General features: G+C 33.1%; 23 protein-coding genes. 19 read left to right on the top strand and 4 right to left on the bottom strand.

All coding sequences use genetic code 11. The features are described from left to right. Nucleotide 1: 1 nt before the first annotated feature. The 11 genes from nuoF (at nucleotide 2) to QMG60_RS05475 (ending at nucleotide 14,179) form a co-directional block, all read left to right on the top strand. Nucleotides 2-1,369 carry an NADH-quinone oxidoreductase subunit NuoF gene (nuoF, locus tag QMG60_RS05525; RefSeq protein WP_281867150.1) on the top strand — a complete coding sequence of 456 codons (1,368 nt, stop codon included), beginning with the start codon at nucleotides 2-4 and terminating at the stop codon, nucleotides 1,367-1,369. 82 nt (nucleotides 1,370-1,451) lie between these two features. Continuing rightward, entirely contained in the window at nucleotides 1,452-2,483 is a 1,032-nt protein-coding gene (locus QMG60_RS05520) for a 2Fe-2S iron-sulfur cluster-binding protein (protein ID WP_281867149.1), read from the top strand. Between the two features lie 2 nt (nucleotides 2,484-2,485). After that, on the top strand, nucleotides 2,486-3,541 hold the full coding sequence (nuoH, locus tag QMG60_RS05515) for an NADH-quinone oxidoreductase subunit NuoH (RefSeq protein WP_281867148.1): 1,056 nt from the start codon (nucleotides 2,486-2,488) through the stop codon (nucleotides 3,539-3,541). Between the two features lie 153 nt (nucleotides 3,542-3,694). Further along, complete coding sequence (locus tag QMG60_RS05510; RefSeq protein ID WP_281867147.1) at nucleotides 3,695-4,240, top strand: NADH-quinone oxidoreductase subunit I; 546 nt, start codon at nucleotides 3,695-3,697, stop codon at nucleotides 4,238-4,240. A gap of 2 nt (nucleotides 4,241-4,242) precedes the next feature. Further along, a complete protein-coding gene (locus QMG60_RS05505) occupies nucleotides 4,243-4,785 on the top strand; it encodes an NADH-quinone oxidoreductase subunit J (protein WP_057115695.1) in 543 nt (180 codons plus the stop codon). After that, entirely contained in the window at nucleotides 4,785-5,105 is a 321-nt protein-coding gene (gene nuoK / locus QMG60_RS05500; protein WP_008466103.1) for an NADH-quinone oxidoreductase subunit NuoK, read from the top strand. The genes QMG60_RS05505 and nuoK overlap by 1 nt, the downstream gene beginning before the upstream one ends. Nucleotides 5,106-5,111: 6 nt before the next feature. Next, nucleotides 5,112-6,995, top strand: coding sequence for an NADH-quinone oxidoreductase subunit L (gene nuoL / locus QMG60_RS05495; RefSeq protein WP_281867146.1), 1,884 nt, complete (start codon nucleotides 5,112-5,114; stop codon nucleotides 6,993-6,995). Between the two features lie 10 nt (nucleotides 6,996-7,005). After that, entirely contained in the window at nucleotides 7,006-8,445 is a 1,440-nt protein-coding gene (locus QMG60_RS05490; protein WP_281867145.1) for an NADH-quinone oxidoreductase subunit M, read from the top strand. A gap of 66 nt (nucleotides 8,446-8,511) precedes the next feature. Continuing rightward, nucleotides 8,512-9,903 (top strand): NADH-quinone oxidoreductase subunit N, encoded by a 1,392-nt coding sequence (locus QMG60_RS05485; protein ID WP_281867144.1) that lies wholly within the window; start codon nucleotides 8,512-8,514, stop codon nucleotides 9,901-9,903. A 167-nt stretch (nucleotides 9,904-10,070) separates the two neighbouring features. Next, entirely contained in the window at nucleotides 10,071-10,841 is a 771-nt protein-coding gene (locus QMG60_RS05480; protein WP_057115684.1) for a Bax inhibitor-1/YccA family protein, read from the top strand. 482 nt (nucleotides 10,842-11,323) lie between these two features. Continuing rightward, nucleotides 11,324-14,179, top strand: coding sequence for a T9SS type A sorting domain-containing protein (locus QMG60_RS05475; RefSeq protein ID WP_281867143.1), 2,856 nt, complete (start codon nucleotides 11,324-11,326; stop codon nucleotides 14,177-14,179). Between the two features lie 57 nt (nucleotides 14,180-14,236). Here QMG60_RS05475 and QMG60_RS05470 read toward each other — a convergent pair whose 3' ends face one another. Continuing rightward, nucleotides 14,237-15,790, bottom strand: a complete 1,554-nt coding sequence (locus QMG60_RS05470; protein ID WP_281867142.1) for an aldehyde dehydrogenase family protein — start codon at nucleotides 15,788-15,790, stop codon at nucleotides 14,237-14,239. Between the two features lie 183 nt (nucleotides 15,791-15,973). On the opposite strand from QMG60_RS05470, the gene QMG60_RS05465 reads away from it, so the two are divergent. Together QMG60_RS05465 and QMG60_RS05460 are read left to right on the top strand one after the other, a co-directional pair. Continuing rightward, nucleotides 15,974-16,933, top strand: coding sequence for a 3',5'-cyclic-nucleotide phosphodiesterase (locus QMG60_RS05465; protein ID WP_281867141.1), 960 nt, complete (start codon nucleotides 15,974-15,976; stop codon nucleotides 16,931-16,933). Nucleotides 16,934-16,988: 55 nt separating this feature from the next. Continuing rightward, a complete protein-coding gene (locus QMG60_RS05460; RefSeq protein WP_057115674.1) occupies nucleotides 16,989-17,273 on the top strand; it encodes a type II toxin-antitoxin system RelE/ParE family toxin in 285 nt (94 codons plus the stop codon). Here the strand turns inward: QMG60_RS05460 and QMG60_RS05455 are convergent. The 3 genes from QMG60_RS05455 to QMG60_RS05445 all read right to left on the bottom strand — a co-directional run bounded on the left by QMG60_RS05455 (nucleotide 17,266) and on the right by QMG60_RS05445 (nucleotide 19,420). Next, on the bottom strand, nucleotides 17,266-17,577 hold the full coding sequence (locus QMG60_RS05455) for a hypothetical protein (protein WP_057115672.1): 312 nt from the start codon (nucleotides 17,575-17,577) through the stop codon (nucleotides 17,266-17,268). The two genes, QMG60_RS05460 and QMG60_RS05455, sit on opposite strands and share 8 nt — an antisense overlap. A gap of 81 nt (nucleotides 17,578-17,658) precedes the next feature. Then, nucleotides 17,659-18,198 carry a 3-hydroxyanthranilate 3,4-dioxygenase gene (locus QMG60_RS05450; protein ID WP_281867140.1) on the bottom strand — a complete coding sequence of 180 codons (540 nt, stop codon included), beginning with the start codon at nucleotides 18,196-18,198 and terminating at the stop codon, nucleotides 17,659-17,661. Between the two features lie 124 nt (nucleotides 18,199-18,322). Further along, nucleotides 18,323-19,420, bottom strand: coding sequence for an endonuclease/exonuclease/phosphatase family protein (locus tag QMG60_RS05445; RefSeq protein WP_281867139.1), 1,098 nt, complete (start codon nucleotides 19,418-19,420; stop codon nucleotides 18,323-18,325). Between the two features lie 136 nt (nucleotides 19,421-19,556). Here QMG60_RS05445 and QMG60_RS05440 point away from each other — a divergent pair, with 136 nt between their 5' ends. The 6 genes from QMG60_RS05440 to QMG60_RS05415 all read left to right on the top strand — a co-directional run bounded on the left by QMG60_RS05440 (nucleotide 19,557) and on the right by QMG60_RS05415 (nucleotide 25,607). Next, nucleotides 19,557-20,645, top strand: a complete 1,089-nt coding sequence (locus QMG60_RS05440; RefSeq protein ID WP_281867138.1) for a serine hydrolase — start codon at nucleotides 19,557-19,559, stop codon at nucleotides 20,643-20,645. A gap of 147 nt (nucleotides 20,646-20,792) precedes the next feature. After that, nucleotides 20,793-21,692 (top strand): LD-carboxypeptidase, encoded by a 900-nt coding sequence (locus QMG60_RS05435; RefSeq protein WP_281867137.1) that lies wholly within the window; start codon nucleotides 20,793-20,795, stop codon nucleotides 21,690-21,692. Between the two features lie 137 nt (nucleotides 21,693-21,829). Next, nucleotides 21,830-22,201, top strand: coding sequence for a YraN family protein (locus QMG60_RS05430; RefSeq protein ID WP_281867136.1), 372 nt, complete (start codon nucleotides 21,830-21,832; stop codon nucleotides 22,199-22,201). A gap of 118 nt (nucleotides 22,202-22,319) precedes the next feature. Next, complete coding sequence (locus QMG60_RS05425; RefSeq protein ID WP_008466087.1) at nucleotides 22,320-22,976, top strand: hypothetical protein; 657 nt, start codon at nucleotides 22,320-22,322, stop codon at nucleotides 22,974-22,976. Nucleotides 22,977-23,363: 387 nt separating this feature from the next. Further along, nucleotides 23,364-23,927, top strand: a complete 564-nt coding sequence (locus QMG60_RS05420; protein WP_281867135.1) for an RNA polymerase sigma-70 factor — start codon at nucleotides 23,364-23,366, stop codon at nucleotides 23,925-23,927. 501 nt (nucleotides 23,928-24,428) lie between these two features. Then, nucleotides 24,429-25,607 carry a FecR family protein gene (locus tag QMG60_RS05415; protein ID WP_281867134.1) on the top strand — a complete coding sequence of 393 codons (1,179 nt, stop codon included), beginning with the start codon at nucleotides 24,429-24,431 and terminating at the stop codon, nucleotides 25,605-25,607. Nucleotides 25,608-25,751: the final 144 nt, after the last annotated feature.

Here is a 25,751-nt window from a genome sequence, read left to right as displayed (position 1 = left end):
GATGTCACAAAAAATATTATTAGATAAAATCAATATTCCTGGAATTAAAACCTACGAAGTATATCGCCAAAATGGTGGTTATGCTTCTGTAGAAAAAGCTTTAAAAACTCTTACACCAGACGAAGTTACTGAAGAAGTAAAAAAATCGGGGCTTCGCGGCCGTGGTGGTGCAGGTTTCCCTGCTGGAATGAAATGGAGCTTTATTGATAAAAAATCAGGAAGACCAAGACATTTAGTTTGTAATGCTGACGAATCTGAACCAGGGACTTTTAAAGATCGCTTTTTGATGGAGTATATTCCTCACTTATTGATCGAGGGAATGATTACTTCAAGCTACGCATTGGGAGCTAACCTTTCCTATATCTACATTCGTGGAGAATATATGTGGGTTTTCAAAATTTTAGAAAGAGCAATCGCCGAAGCTAAAGCTGCAGGATGGTTAGGAAAAAATATATTAGGTTCAGGTTACGATCTTGAACTTCACGTTCACTGTGGAGCTGGAGCTTATATCTGTGGAGAAGAAACTGCACTTATTGAGTCTTTAGAAGGTAAAAGAGGAAATCCTCGTATTAAGCCGCCTTTCCCAGCAGTTTCAGGACTTTGGGCAAATCCAACAGTGGTAAACAATGTTGAAACTATTGCAACGGTGCCATGGATTGTAAACAATTCTGGTGACGATTATGCTAAAATTGGAATCGGACGTTCTACGGGAACTAAATTAATTTCTGCTTCTGGACACATCAAAAACCCTGGAGTTTACGAAATTGAATTAGGTTTAAGTGTTGACGAATTCATGAATTCTGATGAATATTTAGGAGGTATGTCTTCTAGCCGTCCATTAAAAGCATTTGTGCCAGGAGGATCTTCTGTACCAATTTTACCAGCAGATTTGATTTTCAAAACAGCAAATGGTGAAGATCGTTTAATGACTTACGAATCTTTAAGTGATGGTGGCTTTGCAACTGGATCTATGTTAGGTTCTGGAGGATTCATTGTATATAACGATACTGCATGTGTGGTAAGAAACACTTGGAACTTTGCACGTTTTTACCACCACGAATCTTGCGGACAATGTACACCTTGCCGTGAAGGAACAGGATGGCTGGAGAAAATTTTATGGAGAGTCGAAAACGGTCAAGGCCGTGAAGAAGATATCGAATTGTTGTGGAGCATTCAAAGTAAAATTGAAGGAAACACAATTTGCCCTTTAGGAGACGCAGCTTCTTGGCCAGTAGCAGCTGCAATTCGTCACTTTAGAGATGAATTTGAATATCACGTTCGTTTTCCTGAAAAAATCAAAAATAGAGATCACTTTGTTGCTGAACCTTTTTCGCAAGTGAAGCATTTAGTAGGCAGACAAACAGTTTAAAATAGTTTCAAGTTTCAAGTTTTTTTAGTTTCAAGTTCAACCTGAAACATTAAACCTGAAACTAAAAAAACAAAATATAGAGATGAAAGTAACCATAGACGGTCAAAGTATAGACGTAGAGCCAGGAACAACGATCCTGCAGGCTGCACGTATGATTGGTGGAGATTTGGTACCGCCAGCCATGTGCTATTACTCAAAATTAAAAGGCAGCGGTGGAAAATGTCGTTGCTGTTTAGTCGAAGTTTCTAAAGGTAGTGAGGCTGACCCAAGACCAATGCCAAAATTGATGGCATCTTGTGTAACAGGATGTATGGACGGAATGGAAGTAAACAGTAAATCTTCTGCAAGAGTTACCGAAGCGCGTAAATCTGTGACAGAATTTTTATTGATTAACCACCCGTTAGACTGTCCTATCTGTGATCAGGCTGGAGAATGTGATCTTCAAAACTTAAGTTTTGAGCACGGAAATCCAAAATCACGTTATATTGAAGAAAAAAGAACATTTGAACCAGAAGATATTGGTCCAAATATTCAACTGCATATGAACCGTTGTATTCTATGCCAAAGATGTGTACAAGTTGCAGATCAATTGACAGACAATAGAGTTCACGGAGTATTAGATCGTGGTGATCACGCTAATATTTCGACTTGTATTTCTAAAGCCATCACAAATGAGTTCTCTGGAAACATGATCGATGTTTGTCCGGTTGGAGCTTTAACAGACAAAACTTTCCGTTTTAAATCAAGAGTTTGGTTTAACAAACCTTACAATGCACATAGAGAATGTACTACTCCAGGATGCTGTGGTAAAACTACTGTTTGGATGTTTGGTGGAGAAATTCAACGTGTAACTGGTCGTAAAGATGAGTACCATGAAGTTGAGGAATTCATTTGCAACAGCTGTCGTTTTGATCACAAAGATGTAAACGACTGGGTTATTGAAGGACCAAGAGAGTTTGAAAAAGATTCTGTTATCAACCAAAATAACTACACTCAAAAATTAGAAAAAGTACAAATCGATACTGAAAAGAATATTCTTATGGGTAGAGATGTTGACCGTAAAAAAATTAGTATGGCTGAAATTCCATTAAACACTAACAACAAAAATTCTTAACGATGGTAGATGGTGCGTTTATTATAGAAAAGAGTGTTGTAATTGTTGTGGTTTTTGCCGTAACAATGATTATGGCGATGTATTCCACTTGGGCTGAGCGTAAAGTTGCAGCTTTTTTACAAGATCGTGTTGGTCCAAACCGCGCAGGTTGGGGAGGTTTATTACAGCCGCTTGCCGATGGTATGAAATTATTCTCTAAAGAAGAATTTTTTCCAAATACTCCAAATAGATTTTTATTTGTTGTAGGTCCTGCAATTGCAATGAGTACAGCCTTAATGACAAGTGCTGTTATTCCTTGGGGAGACAGACTTCATGTTTTTGGCAGAGAAGTTATCCTTCAGGCAACAGATGTTAATATTGCTTTGTTATATATCTTTGGAGTTCTTTCTGTTGGAGTTTACGGTATCATGATTGGTGGATGGGCTTCTAACAATAAATTCTCATTAATGGGAGCTGTTCGTGCAGCATCTCAAATGGTTTCTTACGAGATTGCGATGGGATTATCGATGATTGCATTATTGATGATGACCGGAACAATGAGCTTAAAAGAAATGTCATTACAACAACAAGGTATGAACTGGAATGTTTTTTATCAGCCTTTGTCGTTTTTAATTTTCTTAATTTGTTCGTTTGCAGAAACTAACAGAACACCTTTTGACTTAGCAGAATGTGAATCAGAATTAATTGGAGGTTACCATACAGAATATTCGTCAATGAAAATGGGATTCTATTTGTTTGCTGAATATGCGAGTATGTTTACTTCTGCAACTATTATTTCGGTATTATTCTTTGGAGGATATAATTACCCAGGAATGGAGTGGATGGTAGAAAATGTTGGCGTTAATACTGGTAACTTATTAGGAATCGCGGTATTGTTTGCTAAAATATGTTTCTTCATATTTTTCTACATGTGGGTTCGTTGGACAATTCCAAGATTTAGATATGACCAATTAATGAACTTAGGCTGGAGAATTTTAATTCCGCTTTCGATTATTAATATTATGATTACGGGCGCTGTTATCTTAAGACACGATATCGCAGCTGCTTTAGGATTCTAAGAACCGTACTGCTCGAGACCTTCTATAAGCAATATCCTTTTATGTGAATAATAAAAGATACAGCGGACAGTAGGATTAAGCTTCAAATAAAAACAAAATAGATTTTGAATTTGATTACCTCAAATTATAAAATCACAAAATATAATAGTAAAAATGTCAATAGAAACTATATCATTATCGGGTAGAAAAAAGATGGTCTCTAATAAAGAGATGACTTTTTTAGAGCGATTGTATCTTGTGGCGATTGTAAAAGGATTGTTTATCACATTGAAACACTTATTCAGAAAAAAAGTGACTATTCACTATCCTGAGCAAGTGCGTACAATGAGTCCAGTTTATCGTGGTCAGCATATGTTGAAACGCGATGAGCAAGGTCGTGAAAACTGTACTGCCTGCGGATTATGTGCCTTGTCATGTCCTGCAGAAGCCATTACAATGAAAGCTGCTGAGCGTAAACCGGATGAAAAACATTTGTATAGAGAAGAAAAATACGCTGAGATTTATGAGATAAATATGCTTCGTTGTATTTTTTGTGGTTTGTGTGAAGAAGCTTGTCCAAAAGACGCTATTTACTTAACTACTTCTAAAGTTTTAGTTCCTGCAAGTTACGAAAGAGAAGATTTCATTTTCGGAAAAGACAAATTAGTGATGCCTTTAGAAATGGCTATGAAAAATGCTCAACTTAAAAACGCGAACTAAAAATGATACATATTCCTGATTTTGCACACGCAACTACTGTTCAAGTTATCTTTTGCTTTTTAGCGTTTATTACAGTTATTACTGCTTTCTTGACGATTTTCAGCAGAAATCCAATTCACTCGGCTATTTATTTAGTGATCTGTTTCTTTTCAATTGCTGGTCATTATTTATTATTAAATTCTCAGTTCTTAGCAGTTGTACATATAATAGTCTACTCCGGAGCTATTATGATTTTGTTCCTGTTTACAATCATGTTGATGAACCTGAACGAACAGCGAGAAGTACACCGTCCTAGAATTACACGTTTAGGTGCAATTGTATCTTTCTGTTTAATATTAATCGTTTTGATTGCGCTTTTCATCAATTCTAAACCAATTGTTGGCGAATACGACTCTACAGGAGAAGATTTCCAATCGATTAAAGTTTTAGGTAAAATATTATTGAACGAATATATGGTTCCATTCGAATTTGCTTCAATCTTACTTTTGGTTGCAATGATTGGAACAGTTTTATTGTCTAAAAAAGAAAAATTAAATAATAAATAATGGGTAATATATTAAATCAAATAGGTATTGAAAACTACATCTTTTTAAGTGTTGTACTTTTCTGTATTGGTATTTTTGGTGTATTGTACAGACGAAATGCTATTATCGTTTTCATGTCTATCGAAATTATGTTGAATGCGGTAAACCTTTTATTTGTTGCTTTTTCAACTTATCATCAAGATGCACAAGGACAAGTGTTTGTGTTCTTCTCGATGGCAGTTGCTGCAGCCGAAGTTGCGGTAGGATTGGCCATTTTAGTTTCTATTTTTAGAAATATCGGCTCAATTAGTATCGATAATTTAAAAAATTTAAAAGGATAATCAGAAATGGATACCAATTTAGCTTTAATTTTAGTTTTAACTCCTTTACTAGGTTTTCTAGTAAATGTCTTTTTTGGAAAAAGCTTAGGAAAAACAGTTTCTGGTGCCATCGGAACTATTGCCGTAGCAATTTCTTTTGTAGTTTCTCTTTTACTTTTTAATCAAATAACAGCAACTGGAAAAGGAATTCAGGTTACTTTATTTGATTGGATTCAAATCAGCAACTTAAAAATCAATCTTGGATTTTTATTAGATCAATTATCTGTTCTTTGGTTACTTTTTGTAACTGGAATCGGATCTTTGATTCATTTATACTCTATTAGTTACATGCATGATGACGAAAACATGCACAAGTTTTTTGCTTACTTAAACTTGTTCGTTTTCTTCATGATTACACTTGTAATTGGAAGTAACTTATTAGTTCTTTTCATCGGATGGGAAGGTGTTGGACTTTGTTCTTACCTATTAATTGGATTCTGGCATAAAAACCAAGATTACAATGATGCTGCTAAAAAAGCTTTCATCATGAACAGAATTGGAGATTTAGGTTTATTAATCGGTATGTTCATCATTGGTTCGATGTTCTCTACATTAGATTATGCAACTTTAAAAACGGCAATTGCTGGAGCTTCTAATTTAAATTTACCATTACTTTCTCTAGCAGCTTTATGCTTGTTTATTGGAGCTTGTGGTAAATCTGCTCAAATTCCGTTATACACTTGGTTACCTGATGCGATGGCTGGACCAACTCCAGTTTCTGCATTAATCCACGCTGCTACAATGGTTACTGCGGGTATCTTTATGGTAACGAGATTAAACTTTGTTTTTGATTTAGCTCACGATGTTCAAAACGTAATTGCAATTATTGGAGCGATCACTTCATTAGTTGCGGCTACAATTGGATTGGTTCAAACTGATATTAAAAAAGTACTCGCTTACTCTACAGTTTCACAATTAGGATTAATGTTTTTAGCATTAGGATTTGGAGCTTACGAAATAGCAGTATTTCACGTAATCACGCACGCTTTCTTTAAAGCTTGTTTATTCTTAGGTTCTGGATCTGTAATTCACGGATTACACGGAGAGCAAGATATGCGTAAGATGGGTGGACTGCGTAAAGCAATGCCAATTACTTTCTGGACTATGTTAGTTTCTTCATTGGCAATTTCAGGAGTTCCATTCTTTTCTGGATTCTTTTCTAAAGATGAAATCTTATTGACTGCTTTCCACCACAGTATTCCATTATACGTTGTTGGCTCTATTGCTTCAATTATGACAGCTTTCTATATGTTTAGATTAATATTCTTGACTTTCTTTAAAGAATTTAGAGGAACTGAAGAGCAAAAACATCATTTACACGAAAGTGGTTCATTAATTACAATTCCACTTATCATCTTAGCTATTCTAGCAACTTTTGGCGGATTAATCAGTTTACCTGGAAACAGCTGGTTGAATGAATATCTTGCTCCTCTTTTCACAAAAGTGGCTGGTGAACAACATCATTTAGGCACAACAGAATATACTCTAATGGGTGTCGCTGTTTTAGGAGGATTACTTGGAATTTTAATTGCTTACGTAAAATACTTTAAACAAGATAATGTTCCAGAATCTGATGAAAATATTACTGGTTTAAGCAAAGTGTTATACAACAAATATTATGTAGACGAAATTTACGATGCTGTATTTGTAGCACCTGTTAATAGTTTATCTAAATTCTTTAGAGATTACATCGAAACCGGATTATCTGCTCTTGTTTTTGGATTAGGTAAAATAGCAAACGAAATTGCTTTTCAAGGAAAAAAATTACAAACCGGAAGTATAGGATTATATCTATTTGTTTTTGTTTTAGGACTTTGTGCAATTGTTTCCTATATATTTTTAGCTCAATAATATTATTACTATGAACGTTTCTACTATATTAATTATACTTTTAATTGGTGCATTTGCCACTTATTTTTCTGGTGACAAACTAGCTTCGAAAGTTGCTTTACTTTTTAGTTTAGCCGCTTTAGGATGTTCAATTGTATTATTGAATAATTTTTCTGCTGGTGAAAATATCAGCGTAATCAACAGCTGGATTACACAGCCAAAAATTTCATTTGCTTTAAATGCTGACGGACTTGGACTTGCAATGGTTTTACTAACTGCCGCTTTAACTCCGATTATCATATTTTCTTCTTTCGGAAATGAATATAAAAATGCTAAAGGTTTTTATGCATTGATCTTATTTATGGCTTTTGCAATGACTGGAACTTTCTTAGCTGCTGATGGTCTTTTATATTATATTTTCTGGGAGTTAGCTCTTATTCCAATCTACTTTATTGCTTTAATTTGGGGTAATGGGGATGCTGAAGAACGCAGAAAAGCTGTGGTTAAATTCTTTATTTACACCCTTGCTGGTTCATTATTCATGTTAACTGCCTTCATTTATTTATATCAAAAAGCTGGTTCTTTCTTAATTGAAGATTTATATAAAGTAGAGTTATCTGCTTGCGAACAGTTCTGGATTTTCTTGGCTTTCTTCTTAGCTTATGCTATCAAAATTCCAATTATTCCGTTTCACACTTGGCAGGCAAATGTTTACCAAAAAGCACCAACTGTTGGAACAATGCTTTTATCTGGTATCATGCTAAAAATGGGATTGTACAGTGTAATTCGCTGGCAATTGCCTCTTACGCCGATTGCTGCTAAAGAATACATGTATATCTTTATTGGTTTAGGAATTGCAGGTGTAATCTACGGTTCGATCGTTGCATTGAGACAAAAAGATTTGAAGAAATTATTAGCTTATTCTTCTCTTGCTCACGTTGGACTAATTGCTGCAGGATCTTATACTTTAACTCTTGATGGTTTAAGAGGTGCTGTTTTGCAAATGATCGCTCACGGTTTTGTGGTAGTTGGATTATTCTTTGCTGCTGAAGTAATCTACAGAAGATTTGAAACTAGAGAAATTGGAGAAATGGGCGGTATCCGTACGCAGTCTCCAAAATTTACTTCAATGTTTTTAATCTTAGTATTAGCTTCTGTTGCATTGCCGAGTACTTTTAACTTTGTTGGAGAATTTACAGTTTTATACAGTTTATCTCAAATCAATATTTGGTTTGCAATTTTGGGAGGAACTACAATTATTTTGGGAGCTTATTATATGTTGAGAATGTTCCAGCATGTAATGTTAGGCGAAACCAATTCTAAAACTTTTGCAGATGTTTCTTTGAACGAAGGAATTTCATTTGCAGTAATAATTGCTGTTTTATTGTTCTTCGGATTTTATCCAAAACCAATTACAGATTTGATTACACCAAGCTTGGAAACGATTTTACAAGTTATCAATAAGAACTAATATTTTAAACAAAAAATAAATTAGGATTACAATCATAATTTGAAATCCTAACTCAAAAAGACAAAAATGAATACATTAATAGCTATAACAGGATTGGGTATTTTCTGCCTATTGTTTGAAATTCTTAATTTAAGAAAAGCCATCGTTCCTATTACCATTGTTGGTTTATTAGGTGTCTTGGCTCTTAATTTCTACGAATTTGGAACTGAACAAAGTTATTACAACAATATGATAGCAGTGTCAAAGTTCTCTACAGCTTTTTCATCGTTATTCATCGTTTTGACGATTTTCCTTGTAGCATTAAGCCATAATTTTTATCACAAACATCCATCAAAAATTTCAGATTTCGTGGCAATTAAAGTATTCTTACTTGCCGGAGCTGTTGCAATGGTTTCTTTTGGAAACTTAGCAATGTTCTTTCTAGGTATTGAAATCTTATCAATCGCTTTATATGTTTTAGCGGCCAGCGAACGTTTAAATTTAAAAAGTAACGAAGCGGGAATGAAATATTTCTTAATGGGATCATTTGCTTCAGGTATTATTTTATTTGGAATTTGTTTGATTTATGGAGCAATGGGAAGTTTTGACATCAGTGAAATACACGAAAGTGCATTGTCTGCAGAATTACCAATCTGGTTTCCTATCGGAATGATTTTAATGGTAGTTGGAATGTTGTTTAAGGTTGCTGCAGTTCCTTTCCATTTCTGGGCTCCAGATGTTTACGAAGGTTCTCCAGCTTTAACAACAGCTTTGATGAGTACATTGGCAAAAGTGGTCGCAATTGCAACCTTATTCAAATTAATTGCTGGTATGAATTTCATTTCTTCATTAGAAAACCAAGATCTTTTACATACGTTTGAAGTTATAGTGGTTATCATTTCAATCGCTTCAATGTCTGTTGGTAACATTATGGCACTGAGACAAGTGAACGTTAAACGTATGCTTGCTTTTTCTGGAATTTCTCATGCTGGTTTCATGTTAATGACATTATTAACTGTTTCTGCTTCTGCTGGTGTTTTATTATATTACACTGCAGCTTATGCTTTGGCCGGGATCGCTGCTTTCAGTGTTATCTTATATGTATGCAGAGATCATGACAATGAAGACATTACAAACTTTCATGGTTTAGGAAAAACAAATCCGTTATTGGCTGCTATTCTTACAGCTTCATTATTATCAATGGCTGGAATCCCGATTTTCTCAGGATTCTTTGCGAAGTTGTTCTTATTCAATCAAACTATCCAAGCAGGATATATTGGTTTAGTAATTGTTGCTGTAATCAATTCTATTATAAGTGTTGGATATTATTTCAAACTAATTATAGCAATGTATTCTAAAGAACCAAATCAAGAAAGAACTGGAAAACCATTTCTTATTTATGCCGTTGCAGTAGTGTCTATTGTATTAAATATTGCATTAGGTTTATTCCCTTCATTAGTTTTAGATCTTTTGAATTAAATAAGATTTCTTCTTAAATTAAAATATAAAAGAATCCATCAATTTAGTTTTGGTGGATTTTTTTTATACCGTAAATAAGGAAGAGAAATTCATGTTAAAAATTTCTCTCATTCAATTGCACTTCAAAAAATCTCCATATATTTGAGTTCAATTAAATGTATTAAATTATGAACTTTAATTCAAAAAATCCGTTTTTAAACAGTAAGCGTTTTTCTAGTGCAACTTCAAAAGCTGAAGAAGTACACCAAGCTCAAATTATTGATTACAATCAAGAAATGACTTTGTCTGGAACAATTAATAAAACGGCAATCTTATTTCTAATTTTATGTGGTGCCGCTATGGTAACATGGTGGATGGCTTTTAATGGAATGAACCCGATGCTGCCAACAATTGGAGGAGCAATAGTTGCTTTTATTCTGGTACTTGTTTCTGCTTTTAAACCTCAGGCTTCACCTTATTTAGCTCCAGGATATGCATTGTTTGAAGGTTTATTTATTGGAGGGATTTCTGCCATATTTGAATTGAAATTTCCTGGAATTGTAATTAATGCAGTTGGAGCAACTCTAGTAACTTTCTTAGTTTGTTTAGGTTTATACAAATTCAAAATTGTTAAAGTTACCGAACAATTTAAATCTGTTGTGATTGCAGCTACGTTGGCCATTGCAACTTATTATTTAATTTCTTGGCTTATATCAATGTTTACAAGCTTTACTCCTGTTCATTATGGAAATTCAATGATGAGCATTGGTATCAGCGTTTTTGTGATTATTGTAGCCGCTCTTAATCTATTCTTAGATTTTGATTTAATTGAAAAAGGTGTTCAAGAAAGAATGCCCAAGTTTATGGAATGGTATGGTGCAATGGGGCTAATGATCACATTAGTTTGGTTGTATATTGAATTCTTAAGACTTCTAGCTAAACTATCAAGCAAAGACTAATAATCTATTTAATATTATTAAGAGCCTTTTTGAGTAAAATCAGAAAGGCTTTTTTGTTGCAATCAATTCAAATCTATTTTTCCCTATTTCTAAAACGGAATTAACTTCTTCATTTTTAAAACTATTTCTTATATTTTAAAAGACAAACAAAGTGTATTCTTACAAAATTTTACAATGTAATAAATGTAATTAAAAAAAATGCATTTTTATTATTAAATCACATATTAGAAAATGAAATTCACAAAATACTAATAAAATTAAGCATTTTGCCAATATTCACAATATGTAATAAATTACAATCAATGCAATTTATTACATTTTTAATATTTTAAACGCTAATATTTTTTGTTATTATCTTTTTTTTGATAAAATAATTATTGATTTAAGAATTAATATATATTTTTGTGTAATCGATTACAATTAACCACTTGTAACGGTAGTAAAACCACTTACTATTATTAACATTCTTAAACCACACAATTATGAAAAAAAACCTACTCTTATTGGTTGTCTTTCTCATGACAGCTCAGTTATGGGCTCAATCACTTACAATTACCGAAGCTTCAGGCTGGTTAGAAACAGCATTTGTTAAATGGCAGCCTGTTAGTGGTGCGCAGTCTTACAATGTTTATTACACCGGAAACGGATTTACAGACAAAAAAATAGACGATCAGCTTATTAGAAGTTATGGATCTTACTTTCGTGCTGATATTCCAGGCTTGAAAGCTGGGACTTATACTGTAAAAGTAAAACCTGTCGTAAATGGGACAGAAGGAACTGGAGCTACTACAGGTAATTTAGCTGTTACTGCTCACGATAGAAATGGATTTGCTTTTGAAGGTGGCCGTGTTCCCGGCGGATACAAAGCTGACGGTACTCCGAAGGATAATGCCGTTATTCTTTACATTACACAAAATACCAAAAACACGATTTCAATGAATATTACTGGAGCAAGTACAAATCCTTGCATTGGTTTACAAAATATTCTTTATGCGATTAAGAAAGGAAAAGACACTCGTCCGTTTATCATTCGTTTGATCGGAAATATTACTGATATGACTGTTATGGAAGGTGGCGATGTTGTAATTGAAAATGCTAACAATGCTTCAAGTTATGTAACTTTTGAAGGAATTGGTAATGATGCTGTAGCTAATGGATGGGGAGTTCGTTTAAAATCGGCATCCAACATTGAAGTGAATAATCTTGGTTTCATGAATTGCAACAGTACAGCTGGAGATAATGTTGGAATGCAGCAAGATAATGATCATGTCTGGGTTCACAATTGTGATTTATTTTATGGAAATGCAGGAAGTGATGCCGATCAAATAAAAGGAGATGGCGCATTAGACAATAAAACTTCAACTTATATTACATTGTCTTACAATCACTTTTGGGATAATGGAAAAGCCAGTCTTTTAGGATTAAGTGAAGGAACAACATCTGGTTTGTACATAACATATCATCACAACTGGTTCGATCATTCTGATTCTCGTCATCCAAGAGTACGTTATTATTCTGCTCACATTTATAACAATTATTTTGATGGGGTTGCAAAATATGGCTCAGGATCTACATTGGGATCTTCCTTATTTGTAGAAGGAAATTATTTTAGAAATAGTAAACATCCAATGTTGACTTCTCTTCAAGGAACTGATATTTGGGATGAAGCCAATCAGGTAAACAACGCTGGTACAATGGGGACATTTTCTGGCGAAGCTGGAGGAAGTATTAAAGCTTTCAACAATACTTTCGATGCTTCAAATGGAACAAACAATATGCGTTTCGTAGCTTACAATGATCCAAATCCTTTATACAATATAGCAGGAAAAATCAGCTCTACAACAGATTTTGATGCTTACGTAGCTACAACAAGAGGTGAAGTTGTAAGCAGTTCTGTGAAATCTAAATCGGGAGCGAATACCTATAATAATTTTGATACTGATGCTGCTTTATACGTGAAAAACCTTGTAATCGATCAGCCATCAACAGCAAAAACGAAAACAACGCAATATGCCGGACGTGTTTCGGGAGGTGATTTACAGTGGGTATTTAATAATGCAACTGACGATACTTCATCATTAGTAATTACTGCATTAAAAACGGCACTGACAAATTATACAGGGACTTTAGTTTCGGTACAAGGAGAAGGTAATCCGCCTGCAGGAACTCAGACTTTAACATTAACTTCATCTGCAAATAATAATCAAACTGTCGTAAGTGGTTCAGCGATAAGTTCAATTGTTTTTACTTGGGGCGGTGATGCAACAGATGCAACTGTAACAGGATTACCAGCTTCTGGATTAACTTTTGTAAAAAATACAACTGCAAAAACAATAACTATTACTGGTACACCAACTGCAACTGTTTCTTACTCAATTGCAACTTCTGGAACTAGCGGCTCGCCAGCAACTGGATCTGGAACTATAACCGTGACTGCGGCAGGAAACCAAACTTTAACTTCTTCTGGAAACAATAGTCAAACTGTCGCTTCTGGAACCGCAATTAGCACAATCGTATTTACTTGGGGTGGAAATGCCACAGACGCAGCCGTTACTGGAATACCAGCTTCTGGATTAAGCTTTGTAAAAAACACAACCGCAAAAACAATAACTATTACAGGAACACCAACAGCAAATATATCGTATTCTGTAACGACTTCTGGAACAGCAGGATCTCCAGTAACAGCATCTGGAACGATTACTGTTTCGACAGGTTCTTCTGGAAGTGAAATTCATAACTTTACTACATCTGGAAAAACGAGTTCATTTTATGCAATTACAGGAAATATGAATTCTACACCTGGATCTGTAACCTATAACGGTTTAACATTAACAGAGCGTTTAAAAATAGAATCTAGTACTACTATCAACTATACAACTACAAGTACATCTACATTAACTTTGGTTTTTGACTCCAATTTTACTGGAACAATTAAAGTAGATAATGTTTCTTATACTGCATCGGCAGGTATTATAACAGCATCAATCGCTGCAGGTTCACATACTATAACAAAAGGTTCTGTTGCAAATTTGTTTTACATCAGTACAGTTTATGGAGGCAGTACATTAAAAGTTGCACCAGCAAGCGATGCTTTAGTAGCTGAAAGCACTAATTCGAAAATAATATTATATCCAAATCCAGTTTCAAGTACTTTATATTTGTCAGATCCAAATCAAAAAGTCGAGAAAGTTATTATTTATAATATTTCTGGAAATTTAGTTATTACCTCTGGAAAACAAACTGAAAGTATTGATACAAGCAGTTTAATTCCTGGAACTTATCTAGCCAAAATTTACACAACCGACGGTTCATTTAATCAAACACTATTAAAAAAATAAAACTAAACAAAAAGGCTTCCAAATCTGGAAGCCTTTTTTATTTTTTTAATTAAAATATTACAAGTCAAATTTAATCCCCTGTGCCAAAGGAAGATTTGTAGTATAATTAATTGTATTCGTCTGGCGTCTCATGTAGATTTTCCAAGCATCAGAACCCGATTCGCGTCCGCCTCCAGTTTCTTTTTCACCGCCAAAAGCACCGCCAATCTCTGCTCCTGAAGTTCCGATATTTACATTTGCAATTCCACAGTCAGAACCTGTAACAGACAAAAATCTTTCGGCTTCACGCAAATTATTCGTCATAATTGCTGATGATAATCCTTGAGCAACACCATTTTGAATTTCAATTGCATTATCTACTTCTCCAGAATATTTAATCAAATATAAAACAGGGGCAAAAGTTTCGTGCTGTACAATTTCAAATGAATTTTCTGCTTCTGCAATTGCAGGTTTTACATAGCATCCACTTTCGTAACCTTCTCCAGAAAGCACTCCTCCTTCAACTATAATTTTTCCACCTTCGGCCACTACTCTATTTAAAGCTGCTGCGTATAATTCCACAGCGTGCATATCAATTAAAGGTCCAACATGATTGTTTTCGTCAAGAGGATTTCCGATTCTTAATTGTTTATAAGCAGCTACTAACGCATCTTTTACTTTATCATAAATATTTTCGTGAATAATCAATCTTCGAGTTGAAGTACAACGCTGTCCTGCAGTTCCCACAGCTCCAAAAACAGCTCCAATTACAGTCATTTTTATGTCTGCATCTGGAGTAACTATAATGGCATTATTTCCGCCTAATTCTAATAAAGATTTACCTAATCTTCCTGCAACAGCTTGGGCTACAATCTTCCCCATTCTTGTAGAACCAGTAGCAGAAATTAATGGAATACGAGTGTCTTTTGTCAATAACTCCCCTATAGTGTAATCTCCAGTTAGTAAACATGAAATTCCTTCTGGAAGATTATTTTCTTTAATAACTTGAGCAATAATATTTTGGCAGGCAATTCCGCAAAGTGGAGTTTTTTCAGAAGGTTTCCAAACACAGACATCACCCGAAATCCAAGCCAGAGCCGTATTCCAGGACCAAACCGCCACAGGAAAGTTGAATGCCGAAATAATTCCGACAACTCCAAGTGAATGATATTGCTCATACATACGGTGCCCTGGTCTTTCAGAATGCATTGTTAATCCGTGAAGCTGACGAGATAATCCAACTGCAAAATCGCATATATCGATCATTTCTTGAACTTCCCCAAGACCTTCCTGCAATGATTTTCCCATTTCGTAAGAAACCAATTTTCCAAGAGCTTCTTTGTTTTGTCGCAATTTTTCCCCTAACTGACGCACAATTTCACCACGCTGCGGCGCAGGAATTAATCTAAAAGTTTTAAAAGCTTCTGTAGCGGAACGCATTACTTTTTCATAATCTTCAAGAGTTGAAGTTTTAACCGAAGCAATTAATTTTCCGTCTACTGGAGAAAAACTATCCAAAACTTCGCCCGATGCAAAATTTTCTGTTCCTGTTGAAGTCCCTTCGTTCACTAGTTTTATTCCCAGCTTTTCCAAAGCTTCATTCATGCCAAATTGTGATGCTATTGTTGTCATTGTAACTTTTTTAGTTAAAATTGTTATATTTTTTATGTAAAGATATCGTTTTAGAATTAATTTCTAGTTGTAGTTAATTTATAAAGAGAAGTAAATTTAAGGTTATTTAATAGTATTAACAGAAATGAAACAGCATTAATTGAATTTATTTAATGAAATTTGCATTAAATAAAATAAAAAAACATGAATGTTTTCAGTCGGCTTTTAGTTTGCTTTCTTTTAATTTCAACCAATATATTTTCTCAGAAAGAACAAAAATCTTCTTTTCAAATTGTGCCTTTAGGCGTGAAAGGTGGTATCGATGAAAAAAATCTTTCGGCTTATTTAGTAGCACCATCCAACACAAAAGATTTTATTTGTTTAGATGCAGGAACTATAAACGCAGGAATTGAAAAAGCGATTGAAAAGAAATCATTCAAAGTTTCAACTAATGAAGTCTTACGAAAATACATTAAAGGTTATCTAATTTCGCACGCGCATTTAGATCACGTTTCGGGATTAATTATTAACTCTCCTGCTGATTCTTCTAAAACAGTTTACGCAACTAATAAATGTATGGAAATGATGGAAAACCATTATTTTAACGATCAGACCTGGGCTAATTTTGGAGACAAAGGCGTTGGTTTTCCTTTGAAAAAATACCATTTTCAGACTTTAAATATTGGCGAAGAAACATCGCTTAGCAATACCACAATGACAGTAAAAGCATTTCCGCTAAGTCATGTCAATCCGTTTGAAAGCACTGCATTTTTAGTTAAAAATGAAAATAATTATGTACTTTATTTAGGAGATACTGGACCAGATGAAGTTGAAAAAAGCAATAATCTCCGTGATTTATGGACAGCAGTTGCACCTTTGGTTAAAGCCAAACAATTAAAAGGAATTTTTATTGAAGTTTCTTTTCCGAACGAACAGCCTGATAAATTTTTATTTGGTCATTTAACCCCAAATTATTTAATGAAAGAACTTCACATTTTGGAAGAATTAGCTGGAAAAGATTCCTTAAAAAATTTCAAAATCATTATTACACATTTAAAACCGCCTGCTAAAAATATTACCAAGATTAAACAGCAGTTAAAGGATCAAAATGATTTGGGATTGAAGATAATCTATCCCGAACAAGGAAAAAGATTTGAGTTGTAAAAGCGATAAATTTGTAAGTTATTTTTTATATTTTAGCCGAATATTCAAATTCATAATGAAGATTATTTGGTCTAAAAAATCAGAGTATAACTTTGATAATATTTACAATTACCTTGAACAATTTTGGTCGCCAGTCATAGCTCAAAAATTCATTAAAGATGTCTTAAAAATCATAACTTTATTAGAAAACAATCCTATGCTTGGAAAATATAATTCAAAATTAAAATGTCGAAGTATGACTATTTCAAAAAACGTTACGTTGTACTATCAAATTAATGAAGATCATATCGAATTGATTTCTTTTTATAATAATCGACAAAAACCCATAAACTTTATATAAGATTTTTACTCTTAAGCTTAGCTAACATTTGTTCATGAGTTATAAAATCTCCGTTTTTTATATCTCGCTTTCCTTGCTCAATTTCACTTTTTAATTCTAACATAAAATTCTCTTCTGGAGAAAGTATTTTAGCAATAGATAATACTTCATCAGCAGTAAAAGTCCGGCTTTTTAATTTTCTGTAAAATGTGGGGCTGGGAATACCAACTTTTTCAATAATATAATTTTTCTTATACGGAGATTTATCCATTAAATCTTCAATATTGTCTATTATATTCTTATATGCGATTACTTCTTGTATCATAATTGATCCTTTTTTATCTCATTTTTAATACAAACATACAAAAAAACCACATAAATATATGATTTCTGTGGTTTTTCATTATTATTTCTTCGCCGTAAACCTAGGATCAGTTTCCATTACTGTTCCACATTTATCGCATGTTCTTAATTCTTCTGAATTGTAGAAATGTTCAAAATGAGGAAGGAAATCTTTCTCGATATTGTGCAATTCAAAATATACTTCGTAAAGTTTGTGGTTGCATTTATCGCAATGCCACAGCAACCCATCTGTATACCCTTTTCCAGCACGTTTACGTTCAATAACTAATCCTATAGAACCTTCTGAGCGAACTGGAGAATGCGGCACTTTAGCAGGATGCAAATACATATCACCAGCATTTAATTCCATTTCCTTTCGTTCACCATCTTCTTGAATAACGACTTTTATACTACCTTCTAACTGATAAAAAAGTTCTTCTGTTTCATTATAATGATAATCTTTTCGAGCATTTGGCCCCGCAACAATCATTACAATATAATCTCCAGAATCAACATATAAATTTTTATTTCCAACAGGCGGTTTTAATAAATGACGGTTTTCGTCAATCCATTGTGTCAGGTTAAAAGGTTTTGCTATAGCCATTTTTTTAAATACTAAATTATGAAAAGCTAAGTTAGTGAAAAGTTTTCAGTCGTTAGTTAGTATTCAGTCACAGTCTCGGTTTTCAGTTAAAACTGTGACTGAAAACTGCGACTACGACTGAAAATTATTGAACCTCTTTTATCAAATAAATATATACTGGAAAATGATCACTAAAACCTGCTTCTGCCAATGTATTTCGAAGCGGATAACCTTTATATTGTCCTGAAGTCTGAATAAGATATGGTGCTTTAAAGATTCCTGCTTTCCAAAAATTAAATGTTGAAAAATCATTTTTGAGAAAAGATTCCGTCATGATAATCTGGTCGAATATATTCCAGGAATCTCTAAAAGCAATTGTTCCCATTCCTTTATTTGCCATTTCTTCAAACGGATTAAAAACGCCAAATTCTAGAACTTCAGCTTTTTTTCCTTTTGCTCCTAAACCAGTTTTGACACTATTATTCAATGGTCCGTCATTCAAATCGCCCATTGTCAAAACTTTTGCTCTCGGATTAATACGCTGTAAGGAATCAATAATTTTTCGGTTTAATTTTCCTGCTGCTTCCCGAAATAAACTAGTAGCTTTTTCACCGCCAGAGCGAGACGGCCAGTGATTCACAATAATATGTATTTCTTCATCTTCTAAAAAACCTGAAACCAAAAGCTGGTCTCTAGTAAAAACACGATTATTGTTTTCTTTTTTTACTTCTACTTCATCATCCAAATCTTCCGAGAGTTCTTCTTTCTTTGCGATATTCTTTTTATAAATAATTAAAGGAATGTTTGAAAAAGAAAATGGCCGAAAATATTTTTTCTGATAAAGTAAGGCAACGTCAATACCTCGCTTATCTGGCGAATCGAAATGAACAATTCCCAAATCGAACTGCCGCAGTTTTGGCTCCTTAATTAAATCTTCTAAAACACCGCGATTTTCGATTTCACAACCTCCAATTATAATTGGTGCGTTTGAATTTTCTGGTGTACCAATTTCAGATAAAACTCTTGCCAGATTTTTTAATTTTTGCTGATATTTTTCTGTTGTCCAATGCTGTGCTCCATTTGGTGTCCATTCATCATCATTTGTAAATGCATCGTCTATTGTGTCGTAAAAATTCTCAAAATTGTAGAATGCTATAGTGTGTATTTTATATTTTTTGGATTGAGAATTTGAAATATTACAAAAGAAAAATAGGAAACAAAAATTGAAAACAATAAGACGCATAAGTTGATTAATTTAAAAAGTCCAAATTAGAAAAATAAATTATTTGTAAGAAATTTCTAAAAATTATTTTTTTTATTTGCTTTTTTTATATTCAAATTCTCGTGTACCTTGCTAATTCAATTTGGTATTCTTTAAAATGAAAAAAATTCTGGTATTCTTTATTTTGTTTTTATGCAGTAGTTTATGTTATCCACAACAAAACCGTCAATTTATTGATAGTGTAAGGATAAAATACAATATTCCAGAAATTGCTTATGCCGTAGTTTCTTCTGATTCAGTTTTAGAAATAAATGCTTTAGGATATAAAAAAATCAACAGCAATCTTAAAGCAGATTTATCAGATAGATTTCGCTTAGGTTCTCTCACCAAAACCATTACAAGTTATTTAGCGGCGGCATTAGTTAAAGAGGGTAAAATAAAATGGGAAACTAAATTTTTTGATTTGTATCCAGAATTAAAAGCCAAAAGCAATCCAGCCACTTACAACTTTACTTTAAAAGATTTTATAACATTAAGAGCGCATCTTCCTATTTGGTCGTATGGAAATAAAAGACCAACTCAAAAAGAAATTAAAGGAAATGCACAAGAACAACGTTATGAATTTATTTCTTGGTTTTTTAAACAAAATAAAACTATTTCTGAAAAACAAGATGTCTATTGGTCTAATCCAAGTTACGTTGCCGCAGGACTAATGCTCGAAAAAGCAACTGGAAAAAGTTATGAGGGTTTAATAGCAGAATTAGGAAAAAATCTCAATATTGATTTTCAATTTGGCCAGCCAAATTTAAAAGATGAAAATCAAACTTGGGGACATGACGAAAATATAAGTCCCGAACAACCAGCCTTGAATTACAAGTTAAACTGGCTTTCATCAGCAGGAAATATAAATGTAAATTTACCTGATTATTGTAAGTTCATTCAAATGCATCTTCAAGGTTTACAAGGAAAATCAAAACTTTTTACTGCAGAAGAGTTTGATTATATGCATTTTGGCTTACCTGAATTTTCTTTTGGATGGAATTCTGAAATTAACAAAAATGAGGAAATTCAGTATTCATTTCATAACGGAAATCCAGGAACATTTTTAACCAAAGTGTATATTTGTAAAACAATCGATAAAGCTTTTATTCTATTTGCGAATGTTCAATCTGAAGAAGCTGATAAAGGATTAATTTTAATTTTAAAAGAACTAGAAATAAAATATGGAGTACAACCGTTTAATTAGAACTAGAATTAAAATAATTTATAATTTTAAGCAAAAAGAAATATGAAGATGAAAAGCTTACAATACCTCAAAAAACACTTTGTTCTTTATAAAATCGCATTTCTTACTTTTGCTTTTCAATCATTCACTTGTCAATCTCAACAAAACATGATAACACCACCTTATTTACAAAAAGGAGATACTGTAGCTCTTTTGGCAACAGCCAGAAAAAATATTGACGACAATTTAAAACCCACTATAGATTTACTCCACAGCTGGGGCTTAGAAGCCGTAGTTGGAAGCACAATCGGATTAGACTATTATCAATTAGCAGGGACTGACGAACAAAGAGCAGCCGATTTCCAAAAGCAATTAGACAATCCGAATATTAAAGCTATTTGGTGTGTTCGCGGTGGGTACGGAACTGTTAGGATGTTAGATTTATTAGATTTTACCAAATTCAAACAACATCCAAAATGGGTTATTGGTTTTAGTGACGTTACTGTTTTGCACAATCATTTAAATACAATGGGGTATAAATCTATTCATGGTATTATGCCCGTAACTGTTCCTAGAGCAACTCCAGACGCGGTGAGTTCGTTAAAAGCAAGTTTGTTTGGCGAACCAATTTCATATTCTATCAGTCCAACTCCAATGAATCGTTTAGGAAGCGCAACTGGAGAATTGGTTGGCGGTAATCTTTCTATTTTATATAGTTTATTAGGTTCTCCGTCTGCGATTGACTGCAGGGATAAAATTTTATTTATTGAAGATTTAGATGAATATCTTTATCATATCGATCGTATGATGATGAATTTGAAACGAAATGGATGTATCGAAAATCTAAAAGGAATAATCATTGGAGGTATGACAAGTATGAAAGACAATGAAGTTCCGTGGGGGAAAAATGCATTAGAGATTATTGATGATGTGACAAAGAAATATAACATTCCAGTAATTTTCAATTTCCCAGCCGGCCACATTAGAGACAACAGAGCTTTAATTATGGGAAATATCGTTTCTATGGAAGTTACTGCTTCTGGAAGTACTGTTACTTTTAAAAAATAATATCACCGAATCCTCGTAAGGAAACCCAAGAATACCACATAAAAAATCTCGCAAAGACGCGAAGCCGCCAAGTTAAATACTCTTAGCGACTTCGCGTCTTTGCATGCAAATAACCTGAAACTTAAAACAAAAAAAACATGGCAGAACATAATGATTTAGGAAAATTAGGAGAAGATCTCGCAGCTGCACATCTCGAGGAAAATGGTTATAAAATTATAGAGCGAAATTATGTTTTTCAAAAAGCCGAAATAGATATAATTGCTCAAAAAGATTCCATTTTAGCAATTATCGAAGTAAAGACGCGCTCAAGTTTAGATTTTGGATCGCCGCAGGATTTTGTCAAGCCAAAAAAGATTCAATTACTCATTAAAGCAGTAAATGCCTACATAAACGATAGGGAAAAGGATTTTGGTGAAGATATTGAAATCCGTTTTGACATCGTTGCCATCCATAAAAACGGCGAATCATTTGCAATTGAACATCTTACCGACGCATTTTATCATTTTTAACATAATTTTTTATTGTTATAATTGTAACAATTTGTTTTTTTATTTATATTTGCAAAGATTTATAACATCGCAATGTTAAATTAACAACCAACCGAATACAAAAAAAAAAAAAAGAATTATGAAAACTGTTTCTTCTATTGTAGAAAACTACATTAAAACAAAACCATTTTTATTAAATGCCCTATCACTCGGAATTATTAACCTAACTTCACTTTCGCGAAATATTATGACCGAATTAGAAAGTGAGTTTGGAAAAGAAGTAAAACAAGGCGCTGTTGTAATGTCTTTAAAACGACTTACGGAAGAACTAGATTTTAAACTAAACCACAAAATCAATAAAGTAATTAAAAACATAGGTGAAATCACGGTTCGTTCTGAACTTACGGATTACACTTTTGCAGCTTCTGAAACTGTTCTAAACAAACAAGCCGATTTAATTTCTGATATTAATGCTTTATCTGATATCTTCTATACCTCATCTCGTGGCGTAAACGAAACCAATATCGTTGTCAGCAGCAGTGTGAATCATTTAGTTGAAAAACACTTTATGAGAGAAAAATTAATTCAGAAATTAGATAATTTAGCTTCAATTACTGTAAAATTACCAAAAGAAAATATTGTAGTTCCAGGTATTTATTACTTCATTTTCCAGCGTTTAGCTTGGGAAGGAATTATTATTAATGAGGTAATTTCTACTTCAAATGAATTTACAATTTTAGTTGGAGAAGATCAGGTTGATGTTGCTTTTAAAGTAATTAAAGATTTGAAAAACTAATCAAATTTATAATATTTAAGAATCATTTTTGATTCTCTTACTCATAATCCTTTTGTCTTTTTATTTAAAGATAAAAGGATTTTTTTTGAAATGAAATTATCATTTTCGACTAAATTTCATTTTTCGCAAATAAGAATATTCTCAAAAGTCAAATTCTAAATTAAATTTTATTTTACAAAAGCGTTAATCTGACACTTACTTGCGTGAAAGCGACTTGCCAGTACTTTTTGCCTGTTTTATTTAAAAAACTACTTGAAAATAAGAATTAAGTTTTTTTATATATAATTTGTTGCGAATAATATTTTTATATATTTGCCATGAAGTCAGATCTCCGACCTCTTATTTTGATAGTTTAATACCATTAGAATTAAATAAAAGCGAATTAAATTGTTAGAAGCTGCCAACCATAGTGAAAAATTATTGGTAAGTGAACTCAAAAACGGGAACGAAAAAGCTTTTCGCCAACTTTTTGATTTATTCCACCAAGATATTTATGGATACAGCATCAGTCTTCTAAAATCAAAAGAGGCAGCGGAGGAAAATGTGCAGGATGTTTTTTTGAAGGTCTGGCTCAACCGTGAGAATTTAGACATTGAACAATCTTTTAAATCTTACATTTTTACAATCGCAAGAAATCAGGCTTTTAATGTTTTGAATAAAGCTGCGAATGAAATTATATTGAAAGAAGCCGTTTTCTACGAAAGTCAGAAAACACATGAATACGGTGACTATGCAGTTCGCGAAGCCGATTGCAAAAAACTCCGAAAACAAGCCATAAAGCAGCTTCCACCCAAACGACGGCAGATTTTTAAAATGTCTCGGAAAAAAGGAATGAGCTATGAAGAAATAAGTCAGGAACTCGGAATCTCGATAAACACGGTCCGGAACCAAATGAGTAAAGCGCTCGAATCGATGCGCGGTTTTTTTCAACTTCACGATGAAATTATCTAACCAAAACCACAATAATGCCATTAAATCACTCTTCGGAGTGATTTTTTTTGATCTTTTTTTAGCCACAGATTAAAGGATTTCAACTGATTAAAATCCCTTTTTAATATTTTAAATCTGTGGCTAAAAAATTCAATTGCCTCCTGCTTTAGCTGGAGGTTTATAATGAAACCGCACGAAAGGCTTTAGCCAAACTATTTATTTTGGCTAAAGCCTAGTATCATGAAGCATTTTATGACCTCCAGTTAAACTGGAGGCAATTGAATAAACTTTAGCATTTCTAAGCTTGGCTATAAATTTTATTCTTTGTGGAAATTCTTCTAGATGACAAACTGGTTAATCATTAATTATTTAAAAAAAAAAAATTTCAAAAGACTAAAAATCAACTACATAAAAAATTAAAAACTGTTTCAAATGTTAAAATTTAAAAATTTACAACGTTTGAATAGTACTCGCCTTCTCTTCAACTGTATTATATAAACACAGAACCTAAAAACATTCTTAATGAATTCAAATTCTGAAATAAAAACGCTTTTACAAAAGTTTATTCTCAATCAATGTACTGCCGAAGAAACAGAACAAGTAATTGCCTATTGCCGTAATAACAAACTTACAGAAGATTTCCCGACAGTTGAAGATGTACAAAAGCTCTTAAACGAAATGCCAAAAATGAAGGCTGAAAAAGCAGACTCTATCTTCAACAATATTTTAGCTGCAGGAAAAGAAGAAGAAAACGTCATTGAACTTCATTCTAAAAAATCAAATCGTAGAATATATATTTCTATTGCTGCATCTCTTTTGGTATTGCTTGGAATTGGTTTTGCCTACAAACAAGTTTTTTCTAATAAAGTTGCTGAAGTTCCTTTCGATTTTAAAAGCACAGATATCGTTTTGCAAATGGAAGACGGAAGTGTTCAGATTATTTCAGAAAATGGAAAAGTGCAGGTTCATGATAAAAATGGAAATATTGTTGGAAATCAAGACGGAGACAAACTGGTTTATGAAAAAGAAACAGATTCTGAGAAGTTAACCTACAATACTCTTAAAATTCCATTTGGTAAAAAATTCCGTTTAGAATTATCAGACGGAACTTTGGTACATTTAAATTCTGGAACAACTTTGAGATATCCGGTAAAATTTATTGCCGGTCAAAATCGTCAGGTATATCTTGACGGTGAGGCATTTTTTGATGTAGCAAAAGATAAAAAACATCCTTTTATTGTAAATGCCGACGAACTAAACGTGCGCGTTTTAGGAACTCACTTTAACGTCTCTAATTACCCTGAAGATGCTCTTACCGATGTTGTCCTAGTAGAAGGTTCTGTTGGAATGTATCGTTCTAATGAAGATTTTGATGCGAGTAAAAACACTATTCTAAAACCAGGATTCAAAGGAAGTTTCAACAAACAAAACGCTTCAATTTTCACAAAACCCGTTATAACAGAAATTTATACTTCTTGGATAGAGGGCGGATTGACTTTTAGAAACATGACTTTCAAAAACATTATTACAAAACTGGAAAGACGCTATAACGTAACAATCATTAATAAAAATGAAAAACTGGCGAACGAGAAATTTAATGCAAGTTTTAAAGAAGAATCTATAGAAAATGTAATGAGTTATTTTAATGAAATTCATGGCATTAATTACACCATAAAAAACAATCAAATACTAATTAAATAACCACTAAACCAATGAAAATTTATGAGGAAAAAAGCATACTAGAATAAAAAAATCGGAAAGAGCTGCGAACAATTTCCGATTTACTAAGTGATTGAATATAACGAATTAACTACAATCAATTAACAAAATTATGAAAAAAAAATC

Origin of the sequence: Flavobacterium sp. GSB-24 (genome assembly GCF_027924665.1) — a bacterium.
In the GTDB taxonomy this organism is placed as follows: Bacteria; Bacteroidota; Bacteroidia; order Flavobacteriales; family Flavobacteriaceae; genus Flavobacterium.
This window is presented reverse-complemented; position numbering and strand designations above follow the sequence as displayed.

What these genes read in the sequence shown, in the direction of transcription:
- nuoF (WP_281867150.1), top strand. Translation starts at nt 2, where the DNA reads ATGTCACAAAAAATATTATTAGATAAAATCAATATTCCTGGAATTAAA.
- QMG60_RS05520 (WP_281867149.1), top strand. Translation starts at nt 1,452, where the DNA reads ATGAAAGTAACCATAGACGGTCAAAGTATAGACGTAGAGCCAGGAACA.
- nuoH (WP_281867148.1), top strand. Translation starts at nt 2,486, where the DNA reads ATGGTAGATGGTGCGTTTATTATAGAAAAGAGTGTTGTAATTGTTGTG.
- QMG60_RS05510 (WP_281867147.1), top strand. Translation starts at nt 3,695, where the DNA reads ATGTCAATAGAAACTATATCATTATCGGGTAGAAAAAAGATGGTCTCT.
- QMG60_RS05505 (WP_057115695.1), top strand. Translation starts at nt 4,243, where the DNA reads ATGATACATATTCCTGATTTTGCACACGCAACTACTGTTCAAGTTATC.
- nuoK (WP_008466103.1), top strand. Translation starts at nt 4,785, where the DNA reads ATGGGTAATATATTAAATCAAATAGGTATTGAAAACTACATCTTTTTA.
- nuoL (WP_281867146.1), top strand. Translation starts at nt 5,112, where the DNA reads ATGGATACCAATTTAGCTTTAATTTTAGTTTTAACTCCTTTACTAGGT.
- QMG60_RS05490 (WP_281867145.1), top strand. Translation starts at nt 7,006, where the DNA reads ATGAACGTTTCTACTATATTAATTATACTTTTAATTGGTGCATTTGCC.
- QMG60_RS05485 (WP_281867144.1), top strand. Translation starts at nt 8,512, where the DNA reads ATGAATACATTAATAGCTATAACAGGATTGGGTATTTTCTGCCTATTG.
- QMG60_RS05480 (WP_057115684.1), top strand. Translation starts at nt 10,071, where the DNA reads ATGAACTTTAATTCAAAAAATCCGTTTTTAAACAGTAAGCGTTTTTCT.
- QMG60_RS05475 (WP_281867143.1), top strand. Translation starts at nt 11,324, where the DNA reads ATGAAAAAAAACCTACTCTTATTGGTTGTCTTTCTCATGACAGCTCAG.
- QMG60_RS05470 (WP_281867142.1), bottom strand. Translation starts at nt 15,790, where the DNA reads ATGACAACAATAGCATCACAATTTGGCATGAATGAAGCTTTGGAAAAG.
- QMG60_RS05465 (WP_281867141.1), top strand. Translation starts at nt 15,974, where the DNA reads ATGAATGTTTTCAGTCGGCTTTTAGTTTGCTTTCTTTTAATTTCAACC.
- QMG60_RS05460 (WP_057115674.1), top strand. Translation starts at nt 16,989, where the DNA reads ATGAAGATTATTTGGTCTAAAAAATCAGAGTATAACTTTGATAATATT.
- QMG60_RS05455 (WP_057115672.1), bottom strand. Translation starts at nt 17,577, where the DNA reads ATGATACAAGAAGTAATCGCATATAAGAATATAATAGACAATATTGAA.
- QMG60_RS05450 (WP_281867140.1), bottom strand. Translation starts at nt 18,198, where the DNA reads ATGGCTATAGCAAAACCTTTTAACCTGACACAATGGATTGACGAAAAC.
- QMG60_RS05445 (WP_281867139.1), bottom strand. Translation starts at nt 19,420, where the DNA reads ATGCGTCTTATTGTTTTCAATTTTTGTTTCCTATTTTTCTTTTGTAAT.
- QMG60_RS05440 (WP_281867138.1), top strand. Translation starts at nt 19,557, where the DNA reads ATGAAAAAAATTCTGGTATTCTTTATTTTGTTTTTATGCAGTAGTTTA.
- QMG60_RS05435 (WP_281867137.1), top strand. Translation starts at nt 20,793, where the DNA reads ATGATAACACCACCTTATTTACAAAAAGGAGATACTGTAGCTCTTTTG.
- QMG60_RS05430 (WP_281867136.1), top strand. Translation starts at nt 21,830, where the DNA reads ATGGCAGAACATAATGATTTAGGAAAATTAGGAGAAGATCTCGCAGCT.
- QMG60_RS05425 (WP_008466087.1), top strand. Translation starts at nt 22,320, where the DNA reads ATGAAAACTGTTTCTTCTATTGTAGAAAACTACATTAAAACAAAACCA.
- QMG60_RS05415 (WP_281867134.1), top strand. Translation starts at nt 24,429, where the DNA reads ATGAATTCAAATTCTGAAATAAAAACGCTTTTACAAAAGTTTATTCTC.